The sequence below is a fragment of the Mucilaginibacter sp. P4_D1 genome (assembly GCF_056401935.1).
This window is the reverse complement of record NZ_JBFUIJ010000038.1, coordinates 77,394-96,157: the sequence shown is the minus strand read 5'-3', so window position 1 is coordinate 96,157 and position 18,764 is coordinate 77,394. Positions and strand designations below refer to the sequence as shown.

19 protein-coding genes are annotated in these 18,764 nt (G+C 39.9%); 1 reads left to right on the top strand and 18 read right to left on the bottom strand.

Annotated elements, in window-relative coordinates; translation table 11 throughout:
• A partial coding sequence (locus tag AC1DV1_RS24360; protein ID WP_477361339.1) for a transposase occupies positions 1-116 on the top strand: 116 nt, incomplete at its 5' end.
• Positions 117-284: 168 nt separating this feature from the next.
• On the opposite strand, the gene AC1DV1_RS24355 is transcribed toward AC1DV1_RS24360, so the two are convergent.
• The 18 genes from AC1DV1_RS24355 to AC1DV1_RS24270 all read right to left on the bottom strand — a co-directional run bounded on the left by AC1DV1_RS24355 (position 285) and on the right by AC1DV1_RS24270 (position 18,760).
• Positions 285-1,370, bottom strand: a complete 1,086-nt coding sequence (locus tag AC1DV1_RS24355; protein ID WP_477364828.1) for a mannose-1-phosphate guanylyltransferase — start codon at positions 1,368-1,370, stop codon at positions 285-287.
• Between the two features lie 192 nt (positions 1,371-1,562).
• Positions 1,563-2,837: a DUF1501 domain-containing protein gene (locus AC1DV1_RS24350; protein ID WP_477364825.1), complete on the bottom strand. Its 1,275-nt coding sequence runs from the start codon at positions 2,835-2,837 to the stop codon at positions 1,563-1,565.
• A gap of 21 nt (positions 2,838-2,858) precedes the next feature.
• Positions 2,859-4,757, bottom strand: coding sequence for a DUF1800 domain-containing protein (locus AC1DV1_RS24345; RefSeq protein WP_477364822.1), 1,899 nt, complete (start codon positions 4,755-4,757; stop codon positions 2,859-2,861).
• A gap of 155 nt (positions 4,758-4,912) precedes the next feature.
• Positions 4,913-6,130 carry an L-2-hydroxyglutarate oxidase gene (lhgO, locus tag AC1DV1_RS24340; protein ID WP_477364819.1) on the bottom strand — a complete coding sequence of 406 codons (1,218 nt, stop codon included), beginning with the start codon at positions 6,128-6,130 and terminating at the stop codon, positions 4,913-4,915.
• A 149-nt stretch (positions 6,131-6,279) separates the two neighbouring features.
• Positions 6,280-7,140, bottom strand: coding sequence for a glucose-1-phosphate thymidylyltransferase RfbA (gene rfbA, locus AC1DV1_RS24335; RefSeq protein WP_477364816.1), 861 nt, complete (start codon positions 7,138-7,140; stop codon positions 6,280-6,282).
• An 18-nt stretch (positions 7,141-7,158) separates the two neighbouring features.
• The gene (gene rfbD / locus AC1DV1_RS24330; RefSeq protein ID WP_477364837.1) at positions 7,159-8,034 is read right to left on the bottom strand and encodes a dTDP-4-dehydrorhamnose reductase; all 876 of its coding nucleotides are present in this window, start codon (positions 8,032-8,034) and stop codon (positions 7,159-7,161) included.
• Between the two features lie 30 nt (positions 8,035-8,064).
• Positions 8,065-8,619, bottom strand: a complete 555-nt coding sequence (gene rfbC, locus AC1DV1_RS24325; protein ID WP_477364813.1) for a dTDP-4-dehydrorhamnose 3,5-epimerase — start codon at positions 8,617-8,619, stop codon at positions 8,065-8,067.
• 365 nt (positions 8,620-8,984) lie between these two features.
• A complete protein-coding gene (fcl, locus tag AC1DV1_RS24320) occupies positions 8,985-9,911 on the bottom strand; it encodes a GDP-L-fucose synthase (protein WP_477364810.1) in 927 nt (308 codons plus the stop codon).
• 5 nt (positions 9,912-9,916) lie between these two features.
• Positions 9,917-11,032: a GDP-mannose 4,6-dehydratase gene (gene gmd / locus AC1DV1_RS24315; protein WP_477364807.1), complete on the bottom strand. Its 1,116-nt coding sequence runs from the start codon at positions 11,030-11,032 to the stop codon at positions 9,917-9,919.
• A gap of 35 nt (positions 11,033-11,067) precedes the next feature.
• Positions 11,068-11,931, bottom strand: a complete 864-nt coding sequence (locus AC1DV1_RS24310) for an aldo-keto reductase family protein (RefSeq protein ID WP_439699152.1) — start codon at positions 11,929-11,931, stop codon at positions 11,068-11,070.
• 6 nt (positions 11,932-11,937) lie between these two features.
• Complete coding sequence (locus AC1DV1_RS24305; protein WP_477364804.1) at positions 11,938-12,948, bottom strand: Gfo/Idh/MocA family protein; 1,011 nt, start codon at positions 12,946-12,948, stop codon at positions 11,938-11,940.
• A 52-nt stretch (positions 12,949-13,000) separates the two neighbouring features.
• Positions 13,001-13,669 (bottom strand): cyclase family protein, encoded by a 669-nt coding sequence (locus AC1DV1_RS24300; RefSeq protein WP_477364800.1) that lies wholly within the window; start codon positions 13,667-13,669, stop codon positions 13,001-13,003.
• A 21-nt stretch (positions 13,670-13,690) separates the two neighbouring features.
• Positions 13,691-14,797: an acyltransferase family protein gene (locus tag AC1DV1_RS24295; protein WP_477364797.1), complete on the bottom strand. Its 1,107-nt coding sequence runs from the start codon at positions 14,795-14,797 to the stop codon at positions 13,691-13,693.
• A gap of 47 nt (positions 14,798-14,844) precedes the next feature.
• Positions 14,845-15,945 (bottom strand): 6-hydroxymethylpterin diphosphokinase MptE-like protein, encoded by a 1,101-nt coding sequence (locus tag AC1DV1_RS24290; protein ID WP_477364794.1) that lies wholly within the window; start codon positions 15,943-15,945, stop codon positions 14,845-14,847.
• A gap of 1 nt (position 15,946) precedes the next feature.
• Positions 15,947-16,141 carry a hypothetical protein gene (locus AC1DV1_RS24285; protein ID WP_477364790.1) on the bottom strand — a complete coding sequence of 65 codons (195 nt, stop codon included), beginning with the start codon at positions 16,139-16,141 and terminating at the stop codon, positions 15,947-15,949.
• A 340-nt stretch (positions 16,142-16,481) separates the two neighbouring features.
• On the bottom strand, positions 16,482-16,934 hold the full coding sequence (locus tag AC1DV1_RS24280; RefSeq protein ID WP_477364787.1) for a NanQ anomerase/TabA/YiaL family protein: 453 nt from the start codon (positions 16,932-16,934) through the stop codon (positions 16,482-16,484).
• A 7-nt stretch (positions 16,935-16,941) separates the two neighbouring features.
• A complete protein-coding gene (locus AC1DV1_RS24275) occupies positions 16,942-18,006 on the bottom strand; it encodes an AroB-related putative sugar phosphate phospholyase (cyclizing) (protein ID WP_477364784.1) in 1,065 nt (354 codons plus the stop codon).
• The gene (locus tag AC1DV1_RS24270) at positions 17,999-18,760 is read right to left on the bottom strand and encodes an SDR family NAD(P)-dependent oxidoreductase (RefSeq protein WP_477364780.1); all 762 of its coding nucleotides are present in this window, start codon (positions 18,758-18,760) and stop codon (positions 17,999-18,001) included. Before AC1DV1_RS24270 ends, AC1DV1_RS24275 begins: the two co-directional genes overlap by 8 nt.
• Positions 18,761-18,764: the final 4 nt, after the last annotated feature.

Here is an 18,764-nt window from a genome sequence, read left to right as displayed (position 1 = left end):
GAAATATCAAACAGAACCACGGGTTCCGACGCTTCATGCTCCGTGGGAAAGAAAAAGTAGCGATAGAATGGGGCTTACTTTCAATCGCACAAAACCTAAGAAAAAAAGCTGCCTAAAGGCCTTCTTTTCACTCGTTCTTAATCAATAATATTCGTTAGTTCGAAATCAACATCAAAAAACTACTTGAAATCGATTTATCCGCCGTAAAATAAAAAGACCGCATCATTTGATTTATGATACGGCCTCATCTGAAATTTAGAATCTGTACATCTGAAATCTACAACCTAAATATACTTCGCCCCAAACTTGCTCTTTACGTCGGCAACTACTTGTTTCACGTTCTGTTCTTCGTCGCGCGGGCAAATCATCAGGGTATTGTTGGATTCAACTACGATGAAATCATGCAGTCCCTTTAAAATCACCAGCTTTTCGCCCGGTACATTTACCATGCAGTTTGATGAATCGTACATGATCACCTTTTCTGAAGGGATAACCGCATTGCCTACATAATCCTTTTCGGCCAGGTCGTAAATAGAGGCCCAGGTACCCAGGTCGCTCCAGCCAAATTCCGATGGCAATACATAAACATTATTAGCTTTTTCCATTATCCCATAGTCAATGGATATGTTAACACATTGCTGATAAGCTTTGTGTATATGGGCCTTTTCACCATCTGTATTATAAACCGGCCTGGCATCAGCAAAAATCTCGTGCATTTCGGGCAGGAAGGTATCAAACGCCTTAACAATTTCCTTGGCCGACCATACAAAAATACCGGCATTCCATAAAAAATCGCCGCTTTGGATAAAAGTTTTTGCGATATCGAGCGTTGGCTTTTCGGTAAAGGTTTTCACTTTGTGAAAATCTTCATTTATTGTATGATCTGTGTATTGAATATAACCATACCCGGTATCCGGCCTTGACGGTTTGATACCGAGAGTTACCAGGCAATCATTGGCAGTAGCAGTCTCTAATGATTTAATGATGGCTGTTACAAAAGCATCCTCATCTAATATCTGCTGATCTGAGGGGGCTACAACAATTGCGGCATCGGGGTTAAGGCTTTCTATCTTAAAACACCCGTAAGCTACGCAAGGGGCGGTATTACGCATAACCGGCTCGGTAAGTATTTGTTGGTCTTCCATATCCGGAAGCTGGGCCTTTACAAGTTTGGTGTAATTTTCATTAGTTACAACGTAAATATTTTCTTTAGGACAAACTTTCAAAAAGCGTTCGTATGTATTTTGTATCAGGGTTTTGCCGGTTCCAAGAATATCAATGAATTGTTTAGGATGCGATGTGCGGCTTATAGGCCAAAAACGGCTACCTATTCCGCCTGCCATGATGATGGCATAGTAGTTTTTGTTCATGTGTAATTTTAAGAATTAAGCTGAATATATCATAATCGAAAATTAGCAACTTTGAGTACTAAAATACATTAACAATTCAACAAAGCAGTAGTTTCATTATAAATTATTTAACAATTAAACCGCTCATTATTAAGCACAAAAGTCCTGGCCATATTAATGCCCAAAACTACTTTATAAAATAAGATGCAATAATCAGGCTTTAAATACCCCTATTGATTTGGCAGTAAAATCAGGAAACAGCACTCTATCATTACTGATCCTGAGGTGCTTATCGGCCACTTCGCTAAACACATTCCTAAAGTCGGTTGTAACCGCAAGGTCGCGGCCATCTTCCAGGTTCTCCGCAGCAAGTGGCTGCACATTGCCGTGCACCAGGCCGCCATTTACACTGTTGCCTAAAATAAAGTTACAGGATGCGCGGCCATGATCGGTACCACCGGTGCCATTTTGATGAACAGTGCGGCCAAACTCGGTCATCGTCATTACGGTTACATCATCCTGGCAGGAGCTGCCTATATCTGTCCAAAAAGCCATCATACTATTACTCAGGTCGGCTACATTGCGGGCAAATATGCCGTTACTTGTTCCCTGGTTAAAGTGCGTATCCCAACCATTTGATTCGGCAAAAGCTACCTCCATACCCACATTCATTTTTATCAGCTGCGCAATTTGCTTTAAAGAGTTGCCTAAGGCCGAGTTTGGATAAACAGCTCCGTTGGCGGGTGCATAATTTTTAACATTGGCCTTTTGCAGCATTTTTAAGGCATCAAAACTTTCCCTGCCAGTATCTTTTAACAAACCGGGAGCGGTTCTGTCATAAAGCTCCTCAAAGCTTTTTGCGGCCAGGTTGGCACCTGCCGGGTTACCGCGCATTTGCAATGCAAAATCCTGCAGGTTGCTGATGGCCACGRCCGGGTTATCGCCATAAAAAGACCGGGGCATGGCCGATGTCAGGCTTACCGCCGTAAAGGGCGTAAGCGCATCATGACCTAACAGGCCAACTGCACGGTTAAGCCAGCCGCTGGCGGTGCCTTTATTAAAAGGGGTACCGCTTTCCATATAATCCTGCGCATCAAAATGCGAGCGGGTATTATTTGGCGAGCCGATACCATGCACTATGCCCAGCCTTTTTTCGCGAAACATGGGTTCAAAAGCCTTCATAGCGGGATGTAATCCAAACCTGCCATCCAGATCAATCAATGGATTATCGTTACCTGTTTTGGCAGCATCCATAAATAAGCCGGGGCGGGCCTCTTTAAGGTATTGATCGGTAAACGGCGTTACAGCCATCAATCCATCCATAGCGCCACGCTGAAATATGCACACCAGTGTTTTGCCTTTTTTATAAGGCGCTATTATCTTATCCTGCGCGGCAGCTTCGGCTATAAATGCCGGGATGCCGCCCATTAACCCAACACCAAAAAGGGCAAGGCCACCTGTTTTTAAAAATCCTCGTCTTGATAACATAATCTTTTGCAATTTATCAAATTAACGTCGTTGGTATTCCGGCGATCCGATGATAATACCAACTACCTGGGCCATCATTGATTTTGCCTCGTCGGGCTTAGGCATTACCTGTATCCTGGCTTTTTTGCCCGCGGTGTCGCCCACCACTGATAAGGCATCTTTAACCGGCGGCGTATTACTATTGCTTGCCTTATCTACCTTTACCACCAGCTGCGGATCATTGAGCATTGGGGTTAATTGTTTTATGGTTTTATCCAGTGGCCGTTCGGGCATAATAAGTTTGCTATAGGTAACAAGCGCCGCCTGGCTACTTTCGGGCTCGTGGCCTTTGTTTAATTTCAACAAATCGAATTTAATTCCTGGTATGCGCCCGGTGGCAAAAGCCAGCCCAAAATTCATCCGGCTAAGTAAAGCGCCTGTATTTATCCAGTACTGGCCCTTATCCGGGAAGCCGGTTGGCGCCTGGTAGTAATATACTTTTTCGCCCATGCGGTTTATCCAGGTATATAACTGGTATGGTTGTGTCACCTGGGCGTTTAAGCTACGCACCGTATTTATGGCCAGCTCAAACGGCGATTTTGTTTTCTCGCGCAAGGCAGATGCCGACCAAAACTCCGGCGCCGATACCATCGTAATTAAAACCTGTTTAACATCGCCATTACTGTTTAAAAAGGTTTTGGCCATTTTATCAATTAAACTTTGTGGCGGTATGTCGCTCACAAACCTTACCGCCAACTTACGCGATATAAATTTTGCTGTAGATGGATGATTTGCCAGCATATTCAATAATTGCACACCCTCATCGTAACCGCCGTTGGGGCCAAAGTGCCGGCCTAATACAACCTTCCCGCTGCTATCGTGGCGGCCCGGGGTGAATAAAAAGTCGCCGTCATGCACCATTCCATCAGCAATAATACCCCTATCTATAACTTTTGATATAATATCGTTTCCCTTGCTATAATCGCCCATAGGATATACCGACCAACCTGTAAGCACCTTAGCCGCCTGGGTAACATCCTGCTGGCTGTACCCGCCATCAACACCAAGGGTATGCAGTTCCATTACTTCGCGGGCATAGTTTTCATTAAGGCCACGTTGCTGCCTTGCTTTTTTTAACTTGTTAAGTACCATGGCTTGCTTGGTTGTATCAGCAAACACCAATTTGAGTGTTATTTTAGGCTTCTCTGGCAGGGCAGATGCGCTGCTAAAATTATCCAGGTAATACAACATAGCCGGCGATTTGGCTGTGGCCAACAACAAATCATTAAACTTACCCAACGCATTGGGCCTGATAACATCGCGCTCATAATCGGGAATAAACTGGGCGCATTCATTTTTAGTAATGGATACGTTGAAATGGTTAAACCAAAAACTAGTCATCACTTCCTGCAGCTGGTTATTTGTATAGGCTGCCCTTAGTATTTTTTGATTGATGAACTGCCGGAACAACTCCTGCTGCGGCCTCATGCCATTTTGAACCATATAGTCTTGCAGCAACTTTTTATACTCTGGCCTGTTACTTTGAATTGAATCTTTATTGATAAACCCATCTTTTACGGCCAGCCGGGCTACAATACCTGGGCGGGGATAGGTATCAACAATTTGGCTGTTGCTTAGCTTAAGCGCATCAAAGCTATCCAGCGCGTGGTTAAGGGAATCATCGGGTAATTTAGCATCCAATTGCTCGCTAAACCATTTTTCCAAGCCCTCGCGGGCTACGGCTTCAACCTGGCCCGGCGTGGCGCCATAGGTAAAACGGCTTAGTAAATGTGCTGCTGCCTGATCTTTGCTTAAACCAGCCTGTTTATAGGGGAATTTATGAATCTCGTTTGGGTTATCCCGATCATAAAACGACGAAAAAATCAGCAAACCACCAATGAGCGCAAACACCAGCAGCATCAAACCTTTTAATGATTTCATAAATGAATTACTTTCGTTTACAATTCTATGACCAGGAGCAGCTGTGATAGTTTAATCCAAATGTAACAGGACTTTGTAACAAATATGTGCAGGAATAATAAAAACTAAAAAGCCCGCAAATAGTTTGCCGGCTTTTTATGGAAGTTTTGAAAACACTAATAAAAACCAAACTGGCCTGCAGCCATATCAGCAATTGCATTGCCAATAGCTAATGATGCCGTTGCCGCCGGTGATGGGGCGTTGATAACATGCAGCATATTATCCTTGGCCTCAATTTTAAAATCATCAAGGGTTTCGCCTTCGGCAGATATGGCCATCGCCCTTACGCCGGCGCGGCCGGGCTGCAAATCGTCCATAGTAAGGCTTGGAATAAGCTGTTGCAGGCCGGTTAAAAAACTTTTTTTTGAAAACGCGCGCCGGTACTCATCAAGTCCAAAACGCCAGTGTTTTGTAAACAGGTTCCATGTACCTTTAAATTTTAAAGCCTCGATAGTATCGCCTAACGAAAAATCGGTTTTACCGTATCCTTCGCGCTTAAATACAAATACAGCGTTGGGGCCGCACTCTACGGTACCGTCAATCATTCGCGTAAAATGTACGCCAAGGAAAGGGAACTCGGGATTTGGAACCGGGTAGATAAGGTTTTTCACTTTGCTTTTCCCCTGTTCGGTCAAATCAAAATAATCGCCCCTGAAGCCAACTATATGGGCCTCGCTTGGTGCACCGGCACCGGCGGCCAGCCTATCGGCCTGCAATCCGCCCGCCGTTATCAAATATTTTGTATTAAAGGTACCTTTACTGGCAACTACAGTAGTATAGCCGGTGTGGTGTTCAAAAGCTGTTGCAGCGCAATTGGTAAGTACTTTACTCTGGGGAAATTTGGACTCAAACAGTTCGCGGTATTTACGGGTAACGGCAGCAAAGCCAATAATACCGGTACAAGGCACCCAGATGCCTTCAATCCCTTCGCAATAAGGTTCAATTTCTTTGATCTTTTCGGCACTTATCTTTTCGATACCTTCTACACCATTGGCGATACCATTGTTGAACACCTTATTCATGTATTCCAACTCGGATTGTTTGGTGGCTACAATGATCTTTCCGCAAATGTCATGAGGTACATTATGCTCTTTTGCGAACGCAACCAGTTCCCGACGGCCATTTACACATAATTTAGCCTTATATGAATTAGGCTTATAATAAATACCCGAATGTATAACTCCCGAATTATGACCCGTTTGATGGGCGGCTACTTCACTCTCCTTCTCCAGCACCAGGATCTTTTTATCCGGGTTGCGGGTATTGATCTTGTAGGCTGTTGCCATACCTACTATGCCACCACCTACGATAACGAGGTCATATAAATTTTCCATAGTTTGTTTACGCTACGTAACCCTAACAGCATTGATATTTGGTAATACTTCCCGCTTTTAAGGCAACCCAAAAATACAAAAAACGGACTGACGCAAGTCAATCCGTTTTCATTTTTATAAAGCTCTGTATAATTTTAGGTTCCCTGATACTATTGTTGTATGCTTTGAATATACTTGCCGTAACCGCTTTTAATATACTTTTGAGCTAATGCCTGCAGGGCTTCGTAATTGATGAATCCCATGCGGTAAGCAACTTCTTCTATACAGCCTATTTTGGTTGCCTGTCGTTTTTCAATTACCCGTACAAATTCAGTGGCATCGCTCAATGAATCAAAAGTACCTGTATCAAGCCATGCGGTACCCCTATCCATGACACCTACATGCAATTGCTCATTTTCGAGATACACTCTGTTTACATCGGTAATTTCAAATTCGCCCCTTGGCGAAGCCGGAATATTTTTGGCTATTTCAACTACCTGGTTATCGTAAAAATAAAGGCCGGGAACCGCATAGGATGATTTAGGCTTCAATGGCTTCTCTTCTATCGAAACAGCTTTAAAATTTTTATCAAATTCAACCACGCCATAACGCTCAGGATCAGCAACGGGGTAGGCAAATATTGCGGCCCCTTTTACGTCATTAAAACTTTGCATTAATGTGCTAAAGCCCGATCCGTAAAATATATTATCACCAAGTACCAAAGCTACTTTATCAGTTCCAATAAAATCGGCTCCAATTACAAAAGCCTGGGCAAGCCCGTTTGGCACTTCCTGTACGGCAAATTCAAAGCGGCAGCCAAGCTCGCTTCCATCACCCAGCAAGCGTACAAAGCCAGGCTGATCTTCGGGCGTGGTTATAATTAATATCTCATTTATCCCGGCCAGCATCAATACCGACAAAGGATAATAAATCATTGGTTTATCATAAATAGGCATCAGCTGCTTACTGATTGCTTTGGTAATTGGATATAGGCGGGTTCCGGAACCGCCTGCCAGGATAATTCCTTTCATATGAGTATCGGTTAGATTTTATTGTACAGATTCAAGCGCTTTAATACAAACTATAAGACTATCACGCCAATACGGAATACTAATGCCAAATGTTTTTTTTATTTTGGATTTATCCATTACAGAAAAAGCAGGCCTTGCAGCCCTTGTAGGGTATTCACTTGTACGTATTGGATAAGTAGTTACCTGTGTATTTGATATATCAAATATACCCTTGGCAAAATCGTACCAGGAGGTAACACCCTCATTGCTATAATGATAAGTACCATAATTATTTTTACCAGAAGTAATAATGTCCAATATCACGCCCGCCAAATCAACGCCATAAGTTGGCGTGCCTACCTGGTCGGCAATGATCTTCAACTCGTCCCTTTCGGCGCCAAGCTTAAGCATCGTTTTAACAAAATTATTGGCAAATTCAGAGTACAACCAACTGGTGCGGATAATGTAATGCGCCGGCAATATAGCGGCAACATCCTGCTCGCCTTCCAATTTAGTAAGGCCATAAATGCTTATCGGTTCGGCAATATCGTCTTCAACAAGTGGGTTAGGTTTATCTCCTTTAAACACAAAATCAGTTGATATCTGTACCAATGCAGCGCCATGCGCCTTACATTGGATTGCCAAATTTTCGGCTCCTGTTTTGTTGATTTTACGGGCAAGGTCAATATCGTCTTCTGCTTTATCTACGGCAGTGTAAGCCGCACAATTAATGACGTGCGTAGGCTTATATCGTTCAAATACTTTATTCAGCAAAACAGCATCAAGAATATTAGCCTCAGACTCCAGGGGGAAAAATATCGAAGTTATACCTTTAAGGGCGGCTACCTTTTTTAAACATTGCCCCAGCTGACCCGAAGCACCAAACACCACTATATTTTGCATATCGAAATTTATAATCTTAATTATCGGGGATAAATGTAATTATTAAAAGCCCAGATCGCCTGCATCTTTTAAAAATGGTAGCTCCAGATCTTTTTCAGACACTAACAGTTCACTTGTCGGCATACCCCAATCAACATTCAATTCCGGATCTGCATAATGTAAACCACCTTCGGCAGTTTTGTTATAATAATTATCGCATTTGTATTGAAAAACTGCCACATCGCTCAAAACAATAAAGCCATGTGCAAATCCCCGGGGGATAAAAAGTTGCTGATTGTTTTCTTCGGATAGCTTTACCGAAAAATGTTGCCCATAGGTAGCTGATCCGGTCCTCAGATCAACAGCTACATCCAATACCTCTCCTTTTGTAACCCTTACCAGCTTTGCCTGTGCATATTCGCCTTTTTGAAGATGTAAGCCTCTGAGTACACCTTTGGTTGAATAGGATTGATTATCCTGAACAAAATTAACTTCGTAGCCCAGTGCTTTATTGAAATTTTGTTCATTGTATGATTCAAAAAAATATCCCCGATCATCATTAAATATCCTGGGGCTAATAACTATACATCCCTGAAGAGAGCTTGGTATAATTGTCATAAAACGAGTATAAGTTATTTTACTATTATTAATTAGGCATTATACACAAAGCTAACCAATAACCTTGTGTAAATCGCCCTTGAAATTTATTTTTGATTATTGACGGTTTATTATTTATAAACGCCAACAGAAATAAAAGGTGGCCGGGTAACGACAGGAGATATTTCCACCGAGCAACCGGGAGGGCCAACCAAGCCATCAAATTTCATTCGGGTGTTTAGTTACAAAACAAGAATAGCGTAAACTAGCAAGCCCACATTATCAATTCAATAATGCGGGCTTTACTGGCTTTGAGTTTAAATTAGGCTTTGCACTTGCGCCTTAGTCAACTGGCTTATTAAGTAAGCTGCTATTGCATTTTGACCCTATAGCTTAGTTAGAAAGTCGTTGTAGGCTAATTTAATTCCATCATTCAATTCTATAGTATGTTTCCATCCCTGGCTGTGAAGCTTGGTAACATCCATTAGTTTACGTGGCGTTCCATCGGGTTTTGTAACATCAAAATCAATATCGCCCTGATAACCAACAATCTCTTTAATTAATAACGCAAGTTCTTTGATAGAGACATCTTCGCCGGTGCCTATGTTAACCAATCCTTCTTCGTTATAGTTCTGCATTAGATAATAGCATGCTTCGGCAAGATCGTCTGCAAACAGGAATTCGCGCTTTGGAGATCCGGTACCCCAAATAGTTACATTTGGAGCATTCGCCTCTTTTGCTTCATGAAAACGACGTATCAGTGCCGGTAAAACGTGCGAGTTTTGCGGATGATAATTATCATTATAACCATACAAATTTGTAGGCATTACAGATATATAGTTACATCCATATTGTGCCCTGTAAGCATCGCACATTTTTATACCTGCAATTTTTGCGATAGCATAGGGTTCGTTTGTAGGCTCAAGCAACCCGGTTAACAGGTACTCTTCCTTTAAAGGCTGTGGCGCCATTTTAGGATAAATACAGCTCGAACCTAAAAACATGAGTTTTTTGACATGGTTTAGATAGGATTGATGAATTACATTGTTCTGTATTTGTAAATTATCATACAGAAACTCCGCACGATAAGTGTTGTTGGCTACTATCCCCCCAACTTTAGCGGCAGCAAGAAAAACATATTCCGGCTTTTCTTCGGCAAAAAAATCCGCTACCTGCTGCTGATTCCTTAAATCAAGGGTATCAGAAGTGCGGGTAACAAAATTGCTAAAACCCTCTTTAACCAGCTTGCGATATATTGCCGAGCCAACCATTCCACGATGGCCAGCAATATATATTTTAGCGTCTTTATTCATTGGGATTATTCAAATTGATTTTTAATTGTATAGCCAGATTCTTTTAACAATTTCTCTTTACGGAAATGGTTAACATCGGCATTCATCATGTCTTCTACCAACATTTTCAAATCATATTTAGGTGTCCACCCTAACAAGGTTTTTGATTTTGTAGGGTCGCCTATAAGTAATTCAACCTCTGTCGGGCGGAAATATTTAGGGTCGACAGCAACAACTTCTTTACCAATTTCAACCTGAAAATCGGGAGAATCGCACGATACTACGTAACCTTTTTCCTCAACTCCCCCGCCTTTAAACTCGATTGTTATACCTACTTCAGCAAAAGCCATTCTAACAAATTCACGTACGCGTGTAGTTACGCCGGTTGCTATTACATAGTCAGTAGGGGTTTCCTGCTGTAATATCAAATACATAGCCTCTACGTAATCCTTAGCATGGCCCCAATCGCGTTGTGCATCAAGGTTACCCAGGTATAATTTATCTTGTAATCCCATCGCTATTTTAGATGTAGCACGGGTAATTTTGCGGGTTACAAATGTTTCGCCCCGTAGTGGGCTTTCATGGTTAAATAATATACCATTACAAGCGTAGATGCCGTAAGCCTCACGATAGTTCACCGTTATCCAATAAGCATACATTTTAGCTACTGCGTAGGGCGAACGAGGGTAAAAAGGCGTAGTTTCTGATTGGGGAACTGCCTGAACCAAACCATACAACTCAGACGTAGATGCCTGGTATATTTTTGTTTTCTTCTCCAGGCCTAATATCCTGATAGCTTCCAATAACCGCAGGGTACCAATACCATCAGCATTTGCGGTATATTCGGGAGTATCAAAACTTACCTTAACATGCGACATTGCGCCCAGGTTATATATTTCATCCGGCTGTACTTGCTGGATTATCCTGATCAAATTGGTTGAATCGCTCAGGTCACCGTAGTGTAATGTAAGGCGCACGTTTGTATCATGAGGATCCTGGTATAAGTGATCAATCCTATCGGTGTTAAATAAAGAGCTTCTTCTTTTAATACCGTGTACCTCATATCCTTTTGATAATAACAGCTCGGTTAAATAAGCCCCGTCCTGACCGGTTATGCCTGTTAGTAAAGCTACTTTTTTCATTTAATTTTTTCTTTTAGTAAATACCTATACCTGAATTATTTCTTTGAATCGAAATAATTTATTGTCGAAACCGTGTTTTCAATGTTAGCTTTTGAAGATGCCCCGAATAATATCGATTCGATGTTTGGCAAGTTACATACATACTCCATTGCCTCTTTTGGTGCAATAGCACCACCGCCCAACACCTGCATAGCTATCGCCCTTAATTTACGTGTTTTTAACGTTTCTTCGTAAATTTCTTTACCGCCAGACATACGGAAACCAACTTTATTTATTGATGAACAGATAATTGGATTCTCAATGCCGCCTTTTTCAAGTACATCAAGCAGTTTTGGCATGTTCATGGTAATAAACCCGGCTTCGGCGTTATATTTCTTTTTAACATAGCTATGAAAACCTGTTAAAATTTCGTTGGCACCTAATCCCAGGAAAAGATCGGTAATAACATTTTGCAAAAACACCACAGGTGTATTTACACCTTTAAACATCTTCATTTCTGCATCAATCAAAAGTTCCATGATCGAGATAAAATCTTTTGACAAGAAAGCTACGCCGCCTTTAAATATAGTACCAAAAAGGTTACCCGGTACGTATTGCTTAATAGTGCCTGCGATGCCTAATTCTGTAACAGCATTAGCATACTTATGGGCATACGGCATGCACGGGTAAACTTTAAAGTCTTTATATTTTTCAGGATCCTTCCTTATTATTTCGCAGATGTTTGCAATCCTATCATGGGTTGTGCACATAAATGTATTAATACCCTGCGCTCTCGCTTCATCAAGCGTCTTTATAATGGCACTATCATCCTTGAATTTTATAGATTGTGCTCTTGATTTTTCGTCAGATATATGATTAACAGCAAAAAACTGGTTATCTCCAAAAAGAATTCTTTCCATAGTATTTTATTTAACGCTTTTTTTAATCAGATCAATAGCGCGGTCTGTATACCATGCACTTTGAAACGTGTTTATTGTATTTGGAACCTTACCTTCGACAGCTTTAATAAAATAATCAAGCTGTGCAGAATATTCTTCTCCACGTAAATAAAAATCTACTTCTTCTGTTAAATCAGTAATATATTTTACGTTCCAGCCTTTTGAGTATCCTTTGTATGCATTTTCATCTTTTAAAAATACTTTAAGCTCGTTGGCGTCAGAAACAATTTTTCCTTTGGTACCAATGATTGTTATCGAGGTAGACATTTTGCGATAAGTTTCATCACTCCAATTAACAGATAAAACTCCACTGAGTTTATTTGATAATTCAACCAAAGAATAAACTGCATCTTCCACATTTTTTGAATAGATAGACTTTAGCAGGCTACCTTTTACGGCAGTAACCGGTGCAAGGATGTCATTTAACAGGTCGATTACGTGTGATGCGTAATCAAGCAGGCAACCGCCACCTTCCGATGGATCTGAACGCCAGGTTTCCTGTTTTGCTTTAATCACCACCGGCCCGTATGATTCTGCCACAAAGTGATTAAGCTCGCCAAGGGCGCCGCTATTCACAATTTTTTTCACTTCACCAAACGTTCCAATAAATTTGTTGTGGTAACCAACCTGATTTACAACATTCTGTTTTGCAGCAAGTTTCACCAATTCTTCGCCTTCTGTTGCTGTTAAGCAAAACGGCTTTTCTGCGAAAATGTGAACTTTGCTATCCAGCAAATCCTTTATAATGCTGTAGTGGAATTTAGTAGGAACCGCCACTACTACTGCATCMGGTTTTAYTTCGCTGATCATCTTCTTGTAATCAGTAAAACATTTAAAATTACAATACCTCGATAAAAAATCATTTACCATTTTTGAGGTATCACATACCCCGACAACTTCGACATCGGGATGAGCACCCAATATAGATAAATGAGATATACCCATTTTTCCGGCGCCGATAAGTGCAACTTTTACCATATTTTTCTTTTAATTTTTGAGGCAGATTATTTCTCTATTGTTTTTATTTATTTTATTTAGCAAAAATAGTAACAGCGCCTCCATTACCGTCTTCAACCATTAAAGGAGCAACTACTACTAAATCAATTTCATTTGGGGCCTTTAATAAGGCCATATCTTCTATTACCAGAATAGATTTTTTACCATCGGCAGGGCATAAAAATGCCTTATGACTTGCACGACCCTCTACCCGGAACTTCCATGAAGTAAGGGATATAAAATCAAATCCAACACAGCGCAAAGCAGGATATAACTCTCTAAAATAATCAGCGAGTTCAGGTGCCAACCCTGGATTATCGTTCCAATATTTGTCTTCTCCGCGATAATTCTCATACCCTGTCCTGATAAGCAAAAGTTCGGTATCCGGTTTTATCGTTGTAAGAGTTTTAAAATCCTCAATATCTATCAACTTAGCCTCGGTACATGGGATATCAACAATCGATACTTTTTCATAAAAGTAATCCCGTATTGGAATTTCAAATGTTTTCTGTCCATTTTCGCAAAAATGGTGAGCTGAATCGATGTGGGTGCCAATATGGTTGTTTGAAAAAAACCAACACGACGTATTGGCTGTATCGCCCTTACTTATAGCCGAGTTCGTTTTGATAAAAACCCTATCCTTATCTCCATAGGCCGGAGTTAACTGTGATACGATGTGAGATAAAAGAAGATAATCCTGCATACTAATATATAAAATATTTAACTATTGCTCAACTTGTAATGAAGGTACGGTATCCTGTGCTTTGGACGCATCGCCCGTATGAGAACCAAATTTACGCCTTAATTTCATCACGGGTTTTTCAACCAGGTTATAACTGATTAAAGCCAGGATAAACGCCCCTGATAAACTTAAAACATAATAAGGTAATGATTTTGGGTTCATGTTAAAGTAAGTATCACATATACGATAAGCAATCAAATGAAACAGGTATAGTGAGTAACTGAGTTTACCAATAAACACCAATGGCTTAATGGACAAAAACCTGTTAATGAAAGCATACCTTTTCCCAAATAACATAGCAGGAATTATTGACATTAATGCTATACTTTGCGCCGAATACCTAAGTGTTTGCCTGAAAAATTCATTCCTGATAACTAAACTCATGAATAATACAACTAACGCACCTATAAATACTGGTAGAGATTCTGCAACTTTAAGATATACATTTTTTTTATCAAGCCATAATATCATGCTTGAAAGACAGCCCAATAATATCGAATCGGACCGGCACAATGATGCATTGTAGTTATACTTATATGAGAATTCGCTAAAGTGATAACTGTAACCTATGTAAACACGCAACAAAAGTGACGAAAGAACTATTAGCAACGTTAATATTATCAGCCATCGCGTGTTTCGCATAAACAAGCTAAAAAACAAGGGGAACACCAAATAGAAATGCTCTTCTACTGAAAGCGACCATATAATTCCAAGATTAGATTTTACTTCGGGATGAAATATCACAAAATAGTTTTCATAATAAAATATGGATGCTAACACCTCGCTTGGTAACAGCTTTTGATTTACAAGAAAAGCAAACACAAATGCAACTGCTATCATTAATAATAACGGCGGATATAAACGTAATAAGCGACGAATATAAAAATTCTTGAAATTTATATGTTGCCGTTTTTTAAACTCCTCTATAAGCAACCTTGTAATCAGAAACCCACTTATGAAAAAGAATATATTAACACCTAAACCGCCTGGAACATTCTTTTCAAATCCCAGATGTGCAAACAACACTAACAGTATGGACAAAGCCCTTGCACCATCAAGCGAGGATAAGTAATGGTTTTTCTCTGACATAACCTTGTTTCTTAATAATTAAAGCTCTATTAATATATAACTACTTTTTACAAAACAATAGGCTCAGTCCGTTTTATAAGCACATATGAGCCATTAAAGGGACCGTACGGAATGTGTGTTAATATAGACTTAGGAACCAATTTTGCACCTTCTTCACCGTCGATACGTACTTTATCGGCGTTTGGATCAAATGTTGCAGCCTCGGTTATATGAACGGCATCCTTAACAAGTTCGTCAAAGGTCAACACATCTTTACCATGAGCAACAGTTTCCATAAACAACCGCTCTTTCGTTTTATCATCGTAGTTTAAAACATCCAATAAATTCTGGCGTTCAAATACTTTTAGTTGAGGATCATAACCGAGGTTACGTATTTTCACGCCCAACTCCTCCAAAAAAACCCTGGCAACCTTAAACTTCTCAACCATTTCATACATTGGCTGATAGTGGTATTTTCTACCTTTTCCAAAGTATCTTGGATCGAAATGGTTAGGATCATCAGCCTGCGATATAAGTTCGCGGTTATTCTCGGTGCTTGTATTATGATCAGAAAAAGCAATAGAAGCATCCACTCCTAAAAGGTATATCTCTTTAAAGCCAAGATAAGCCATAATCTGCAAACCAGCATTTACAACAGTGTTATTGATACCGCATTCAGGCAAATTTGTAGTAAACCCTGGCTTATCTGTTTTTATCCAAAGTACATTGTCCCGCTTTTTAACATACTTCTGAAAGTTAATGTTATATGGATGTATATCGGGGAAAAAACCATAATCAACATTTGGTAATATTTCCGCATTTAATTCCTGCACTACATCCCTGATAACCAAGTCATCAGTAATCATGTAAAAGTTTGGAGTCCAGCCATTGCGCTCAAACATCAGGTTTATACGGTTAAAACACAACGTATACTCATTTTTTAAAAGATACAATGGCGTTTTGTTTAAGCTTGGTCCGTTACCGATAACAAATACTCTTTTGCCCTCATATTTGCCTTTCATACTTTTCCATTTCTCGATATTTTCCAGATCTGGTTTTGAAAAAAGACGTTTAGCTTTTACAATTGCGTATTTGTAAAACCTTGTAAAGACCATTTTAGGGCCATGGTTTTTTAAAGAATGATATGCGATACTTAAAATAGCCTTCATGTTAGTTGTTTCCCCTTTTTAAATTCATTTTCTGCGTTGCCTTTATATCCTTAAATAAAAAGCCGATATTGAAAGCTATAAAATTGTAGCCAGCCCCGGCCAAAATATCTATACTCCACCGATGTGGTATAGTTGCACATGAGCCCAATGCGGTTTCATTATTCTTGATTTTTTTCTTTAAGGTTATATCTTTCATTTTGATAGTTTAATTATCTATGCCGGGTAATACCGTTACGGCGTCGCCGTTACCAGCTTCAAAAAACATCAGGACAACAATAACAGATTTGATACTGCTGCAACGTGTCACAAAACATCTTTTTAATCACCAAGATAGTTTTGCCTTCATCCCCGGACAAAGAAAAGCTTTATGGCTTATCTGCCCACGTACCCTGAAACTCCAGGGCGTAAGTGACATAATTTCCAATCATCATCTATTAATAATCGGCCAATTCTGCATTTAAACCCGGCCTATCATTCCAATATTCTTCTTCATACCGAAATTCTCAAGACCCATTCTTAAGCTATTCTTCTCCCTACTAAATAGCTATTTTTATCGTTATCTTTTTAATAAACTGTGGTTCGTCAACAAAATGCTGCGGACCGTGGCCGTCTTCGGGAAACATAATGGCAAATATTCCTTCGCCGATATCAACATGTGTTCCACGGGGTGAAGGATCTTTGTAAAAAGTGCGGTCATGCTCCTCACTATAAGGAATGTTTACATTCATACCTTCAATAGGTGACCATTTAACCCGTTCGAGGCCTCTGATAGGATACTGAATGTCAATCACATGTTTATGAGCTTCGTAGCCTCTTTCAAATTTTTCAACAGTATAATATTCGCTAACAATAGCTTTCACGTTATCATTGATCGGGTAAGTGCCAACTTCAATATCAGCAGTAGCATTTTTTAAATATTGCAGCCCTAAATAAATGTCAGCAGAGATGCCTTTATAAATATCAATGTTCTTTAATTTATCTACTATCATCGTATGCTTAGTTTAATTCGTTTGTAAAATACTCGTTTAACCACCCTATGAACTGCTCATCCATGGGTCTCATGTCCTTAAATATTTTTCCATAACCTTTATTAAGAATCAGGCCTAATATTTTACCAACGTTCTTTTTGTCTTTGCTTAATGCTGATGCAAATTTATCAAGCGAGATATCGTTGATAGTAGTTCCAGCCCATATCTGCTGTAACAACTGCCTGATATTTTGGCGAATTGAATTATCGATATACCCCAATTTTACTGATACGAAGTTAGCCATATCCATACCATAACTTACTGCAATTCCGTGTGGGATGCGATAATTAGTCAGTGATTCAATGGCGTGCCCAAATGAGTGCCCGTAATTAAATACAAGACGCTCGTTTTTATCAAACTCGTCTCTTTCAATATACCCCTTCTTTATCTCCAGGCTTCTGTTTATAATGCCCGCTAAAACTTTTTTATCAACAAGGGCTTGCGCATATTCATTTTTAAATCTTGTAAAGTCTTCTTCGCCAGATACAATGAAATAATGGCACATTTCGCCCATACCTGATTTTAAGTCCCATAATGAAAGCGTATTTAAAAAATCCAGGTTAATAAATATTTCATTGGGCGGGTAAAAGCCTCCGAGTTGGTTTTTGTATTTGTTAAAATTAATAGAGGTTTTACTTCCGATGCAACTATCACCCTGTGCAAGTAACGAGGTAGGAAAAAAGTACCAGTCAACACCACGGTACATAATTGATGCTATAAACGCTGTAGCATCCTGAGTTATTCCCCCACCAATAGCTATTAACCTATGATTTTTTCTGAAACCATTATCTATCAGGCTTTCAATGATGGGCATTACGCCTTGATAGCTTTTAACATTTTCCGAAGCATCGATACCAATATGCCAATACAAATCAAGTACTGGCTGAAGCATATCCTTGTACAGCTCTTTTATTTTATTATCGATGATAATTACATCACCCTCTTTAAGTTGCTGAAGTAACACAGCTTGAGTATCGTCAATAAACTGTACACTATAGTCGTGAACAATTGATTTTATTTTAAAATTATACATTGGTATATCCTCCGTCAACAATTATATTTTGACCAGTTAAATAACTATTTAAATCACTACTTAAAAAAAGTATAACATTGGCTATTTCTACTGGCTGGGCCATTCTGTTCATTGGAATTATTTCTGTCAGTTTCTGCAAATCGTCGGCAGAATTTGTAGTTGCCGTAAGTTCGGTAAGTGTAAACCCTGGCGCTACTGCGTTTACCAATATATTATCCTTCCCTAACTCAACCGCCAATGTTTTAGTAAGCCCAACAATTGCGTTTTTATTAGTGGCATAAACAGACCGGCCGGGCCGGGTAATAGCACTCCAAATGGATGTGATATTAACTATTCGTCCGTACCCGTTCTTTTTCATGAGTTTGCTCACTTCCCGGCACAGTACATATGGCCCCTTTACATTAACGCTATGAAGCAAATCAAAATCGGCATCGGTAGTATCTACGTTAAGCGCAACCTTGTTAATTCCTGCGTTATTGATGAGCACATCTATCTTATCAAATTTATCTAGCTTTAATAAAAATTGTTCAACCGATTGCTGATTGGTAAAATCAAGTTGCAAATAACTTATTCTGTCACCATTGTTATCGGCGTTTAGCTGATCAATTTCTGATGCATTCGTACCCGTTAAAATTACAGAACAACCAGCATCAAGAAAGCGATCTGCAATGGCTTTTCCAATTCCCCTGGTGCCGCCGGTTATAAGCGCTACCTTACCTGTAAAATCAATTTTAACGTTAGATATACTATCCATATTA

Excerpts from the sequence above, each read along its gene's own strand:
- lhgO (WP_477364819.1), bottom strand. The coding sequence starts at position 6,130 with ATGGAAAATTTATATGACCTCGTTATCGTAGGTGGTGGCATAGTAGGT.
- AC1DV1_RS24280 (WP_477364787.1), bottom strand. The coding sequence starts at position 16,934 with ATGATAGTAGATAAATTAAAGAACATTGATATTTATAAAGGCATCTCT.
- AC1DV1_RS24290 (WP_477364794.1), bottom strand. The coding sequence starts at position 15,945 with ATGAAGGCTATTTTAAGTATCGCATATCATTCTTTAAAAAACCATGGC.
- AC1DV1_RS24295 (WP_477364797.1), bottom strand. The coding sequence starts at position 14,797 with ATGTCAGAGAAAAACCATTACTTATCCTCGCTTGATGGTGCAAGGGCT.
- rfbA (WP_477364816.1), bottom strand. The coding sequence starts at position 7,140 with ATGAAAGGAATTATCCTGGCAGGCGGTTCCGGAACCCGCCTATATCCA.
- gmd (WP_477364807.1), bottom strand. The coding sequence starts at position 11,032 with ATGAAAAAAGTAGCTTTACTAACAGGCATAACCGGTCAGGACGGGGCT.
- rfbC (WP_477364813.1), bottom strand. The coding sequence starts at position 8,619 with ATGACAATTATACCAAGCTCTCTTCAGGGATGTATAGTTATTAGCCCC.
- AC1DV1_RS24285 (WP_477364790.1), bottom strand. The coding sequence starts at position 16,141 with ATGAAAGATATAACCTTAAAGAAAAAAATCAAGAATAATGAAACCGCA.
- AC1DV1_RS24310 (WP_439699152.1), bottom strand. The coding sequence starts at position 11,931 with ATGGAAAGAATTCTTTTTGGAGATAACCAGTTTTTTGCTGTTAATCAT.
- AC1DV1_RS24275 (WP_477364784.1), bottom strand. The coding sequence starts at position 18,006 with ATGTATAATTTTAAAATAAAATCAATTGTTCACGACTATAGTGTACAG.
- AC1DV1_RS24300 (WP_477364800.1), bottom strand. The coding sequence starts at position 13,669 with ATGCAGGATTATCTTCTTTTATCTCACATCGTATCACAGTTAACTCCG.
- AC1DV1_RS24355 (WP_477364828.1), bottom strand. The coding sequence starts at position 1,370 with ATGAACAAAAACTACTATGCCATCATCATGGCAGGCGGAATAGGTAGC.
- fcl (WP_477364810.1), bottom strand. The coding sequence starts at position 9,911 with ATGAATAAAGACGCTAAAATATATATTGCTGGCCATCGTGGAATGGTT.
- AC1DV1_RS24270 (WP_477364780.1), bottom strand. The coding sequence starts at position 18,760 with ATGGATAGTATATCTAACGTTAAAATTGATTTTACAGGTAAGGTAGCG.
- AC1DV1_RS24345 (WP_477364822.1), bottom strand. The coding sequence starts at position 4,757 with ATGAAATCATTAAAAGGTTTGATGCTGCTGGTGTTTGCGCTCATTGGT.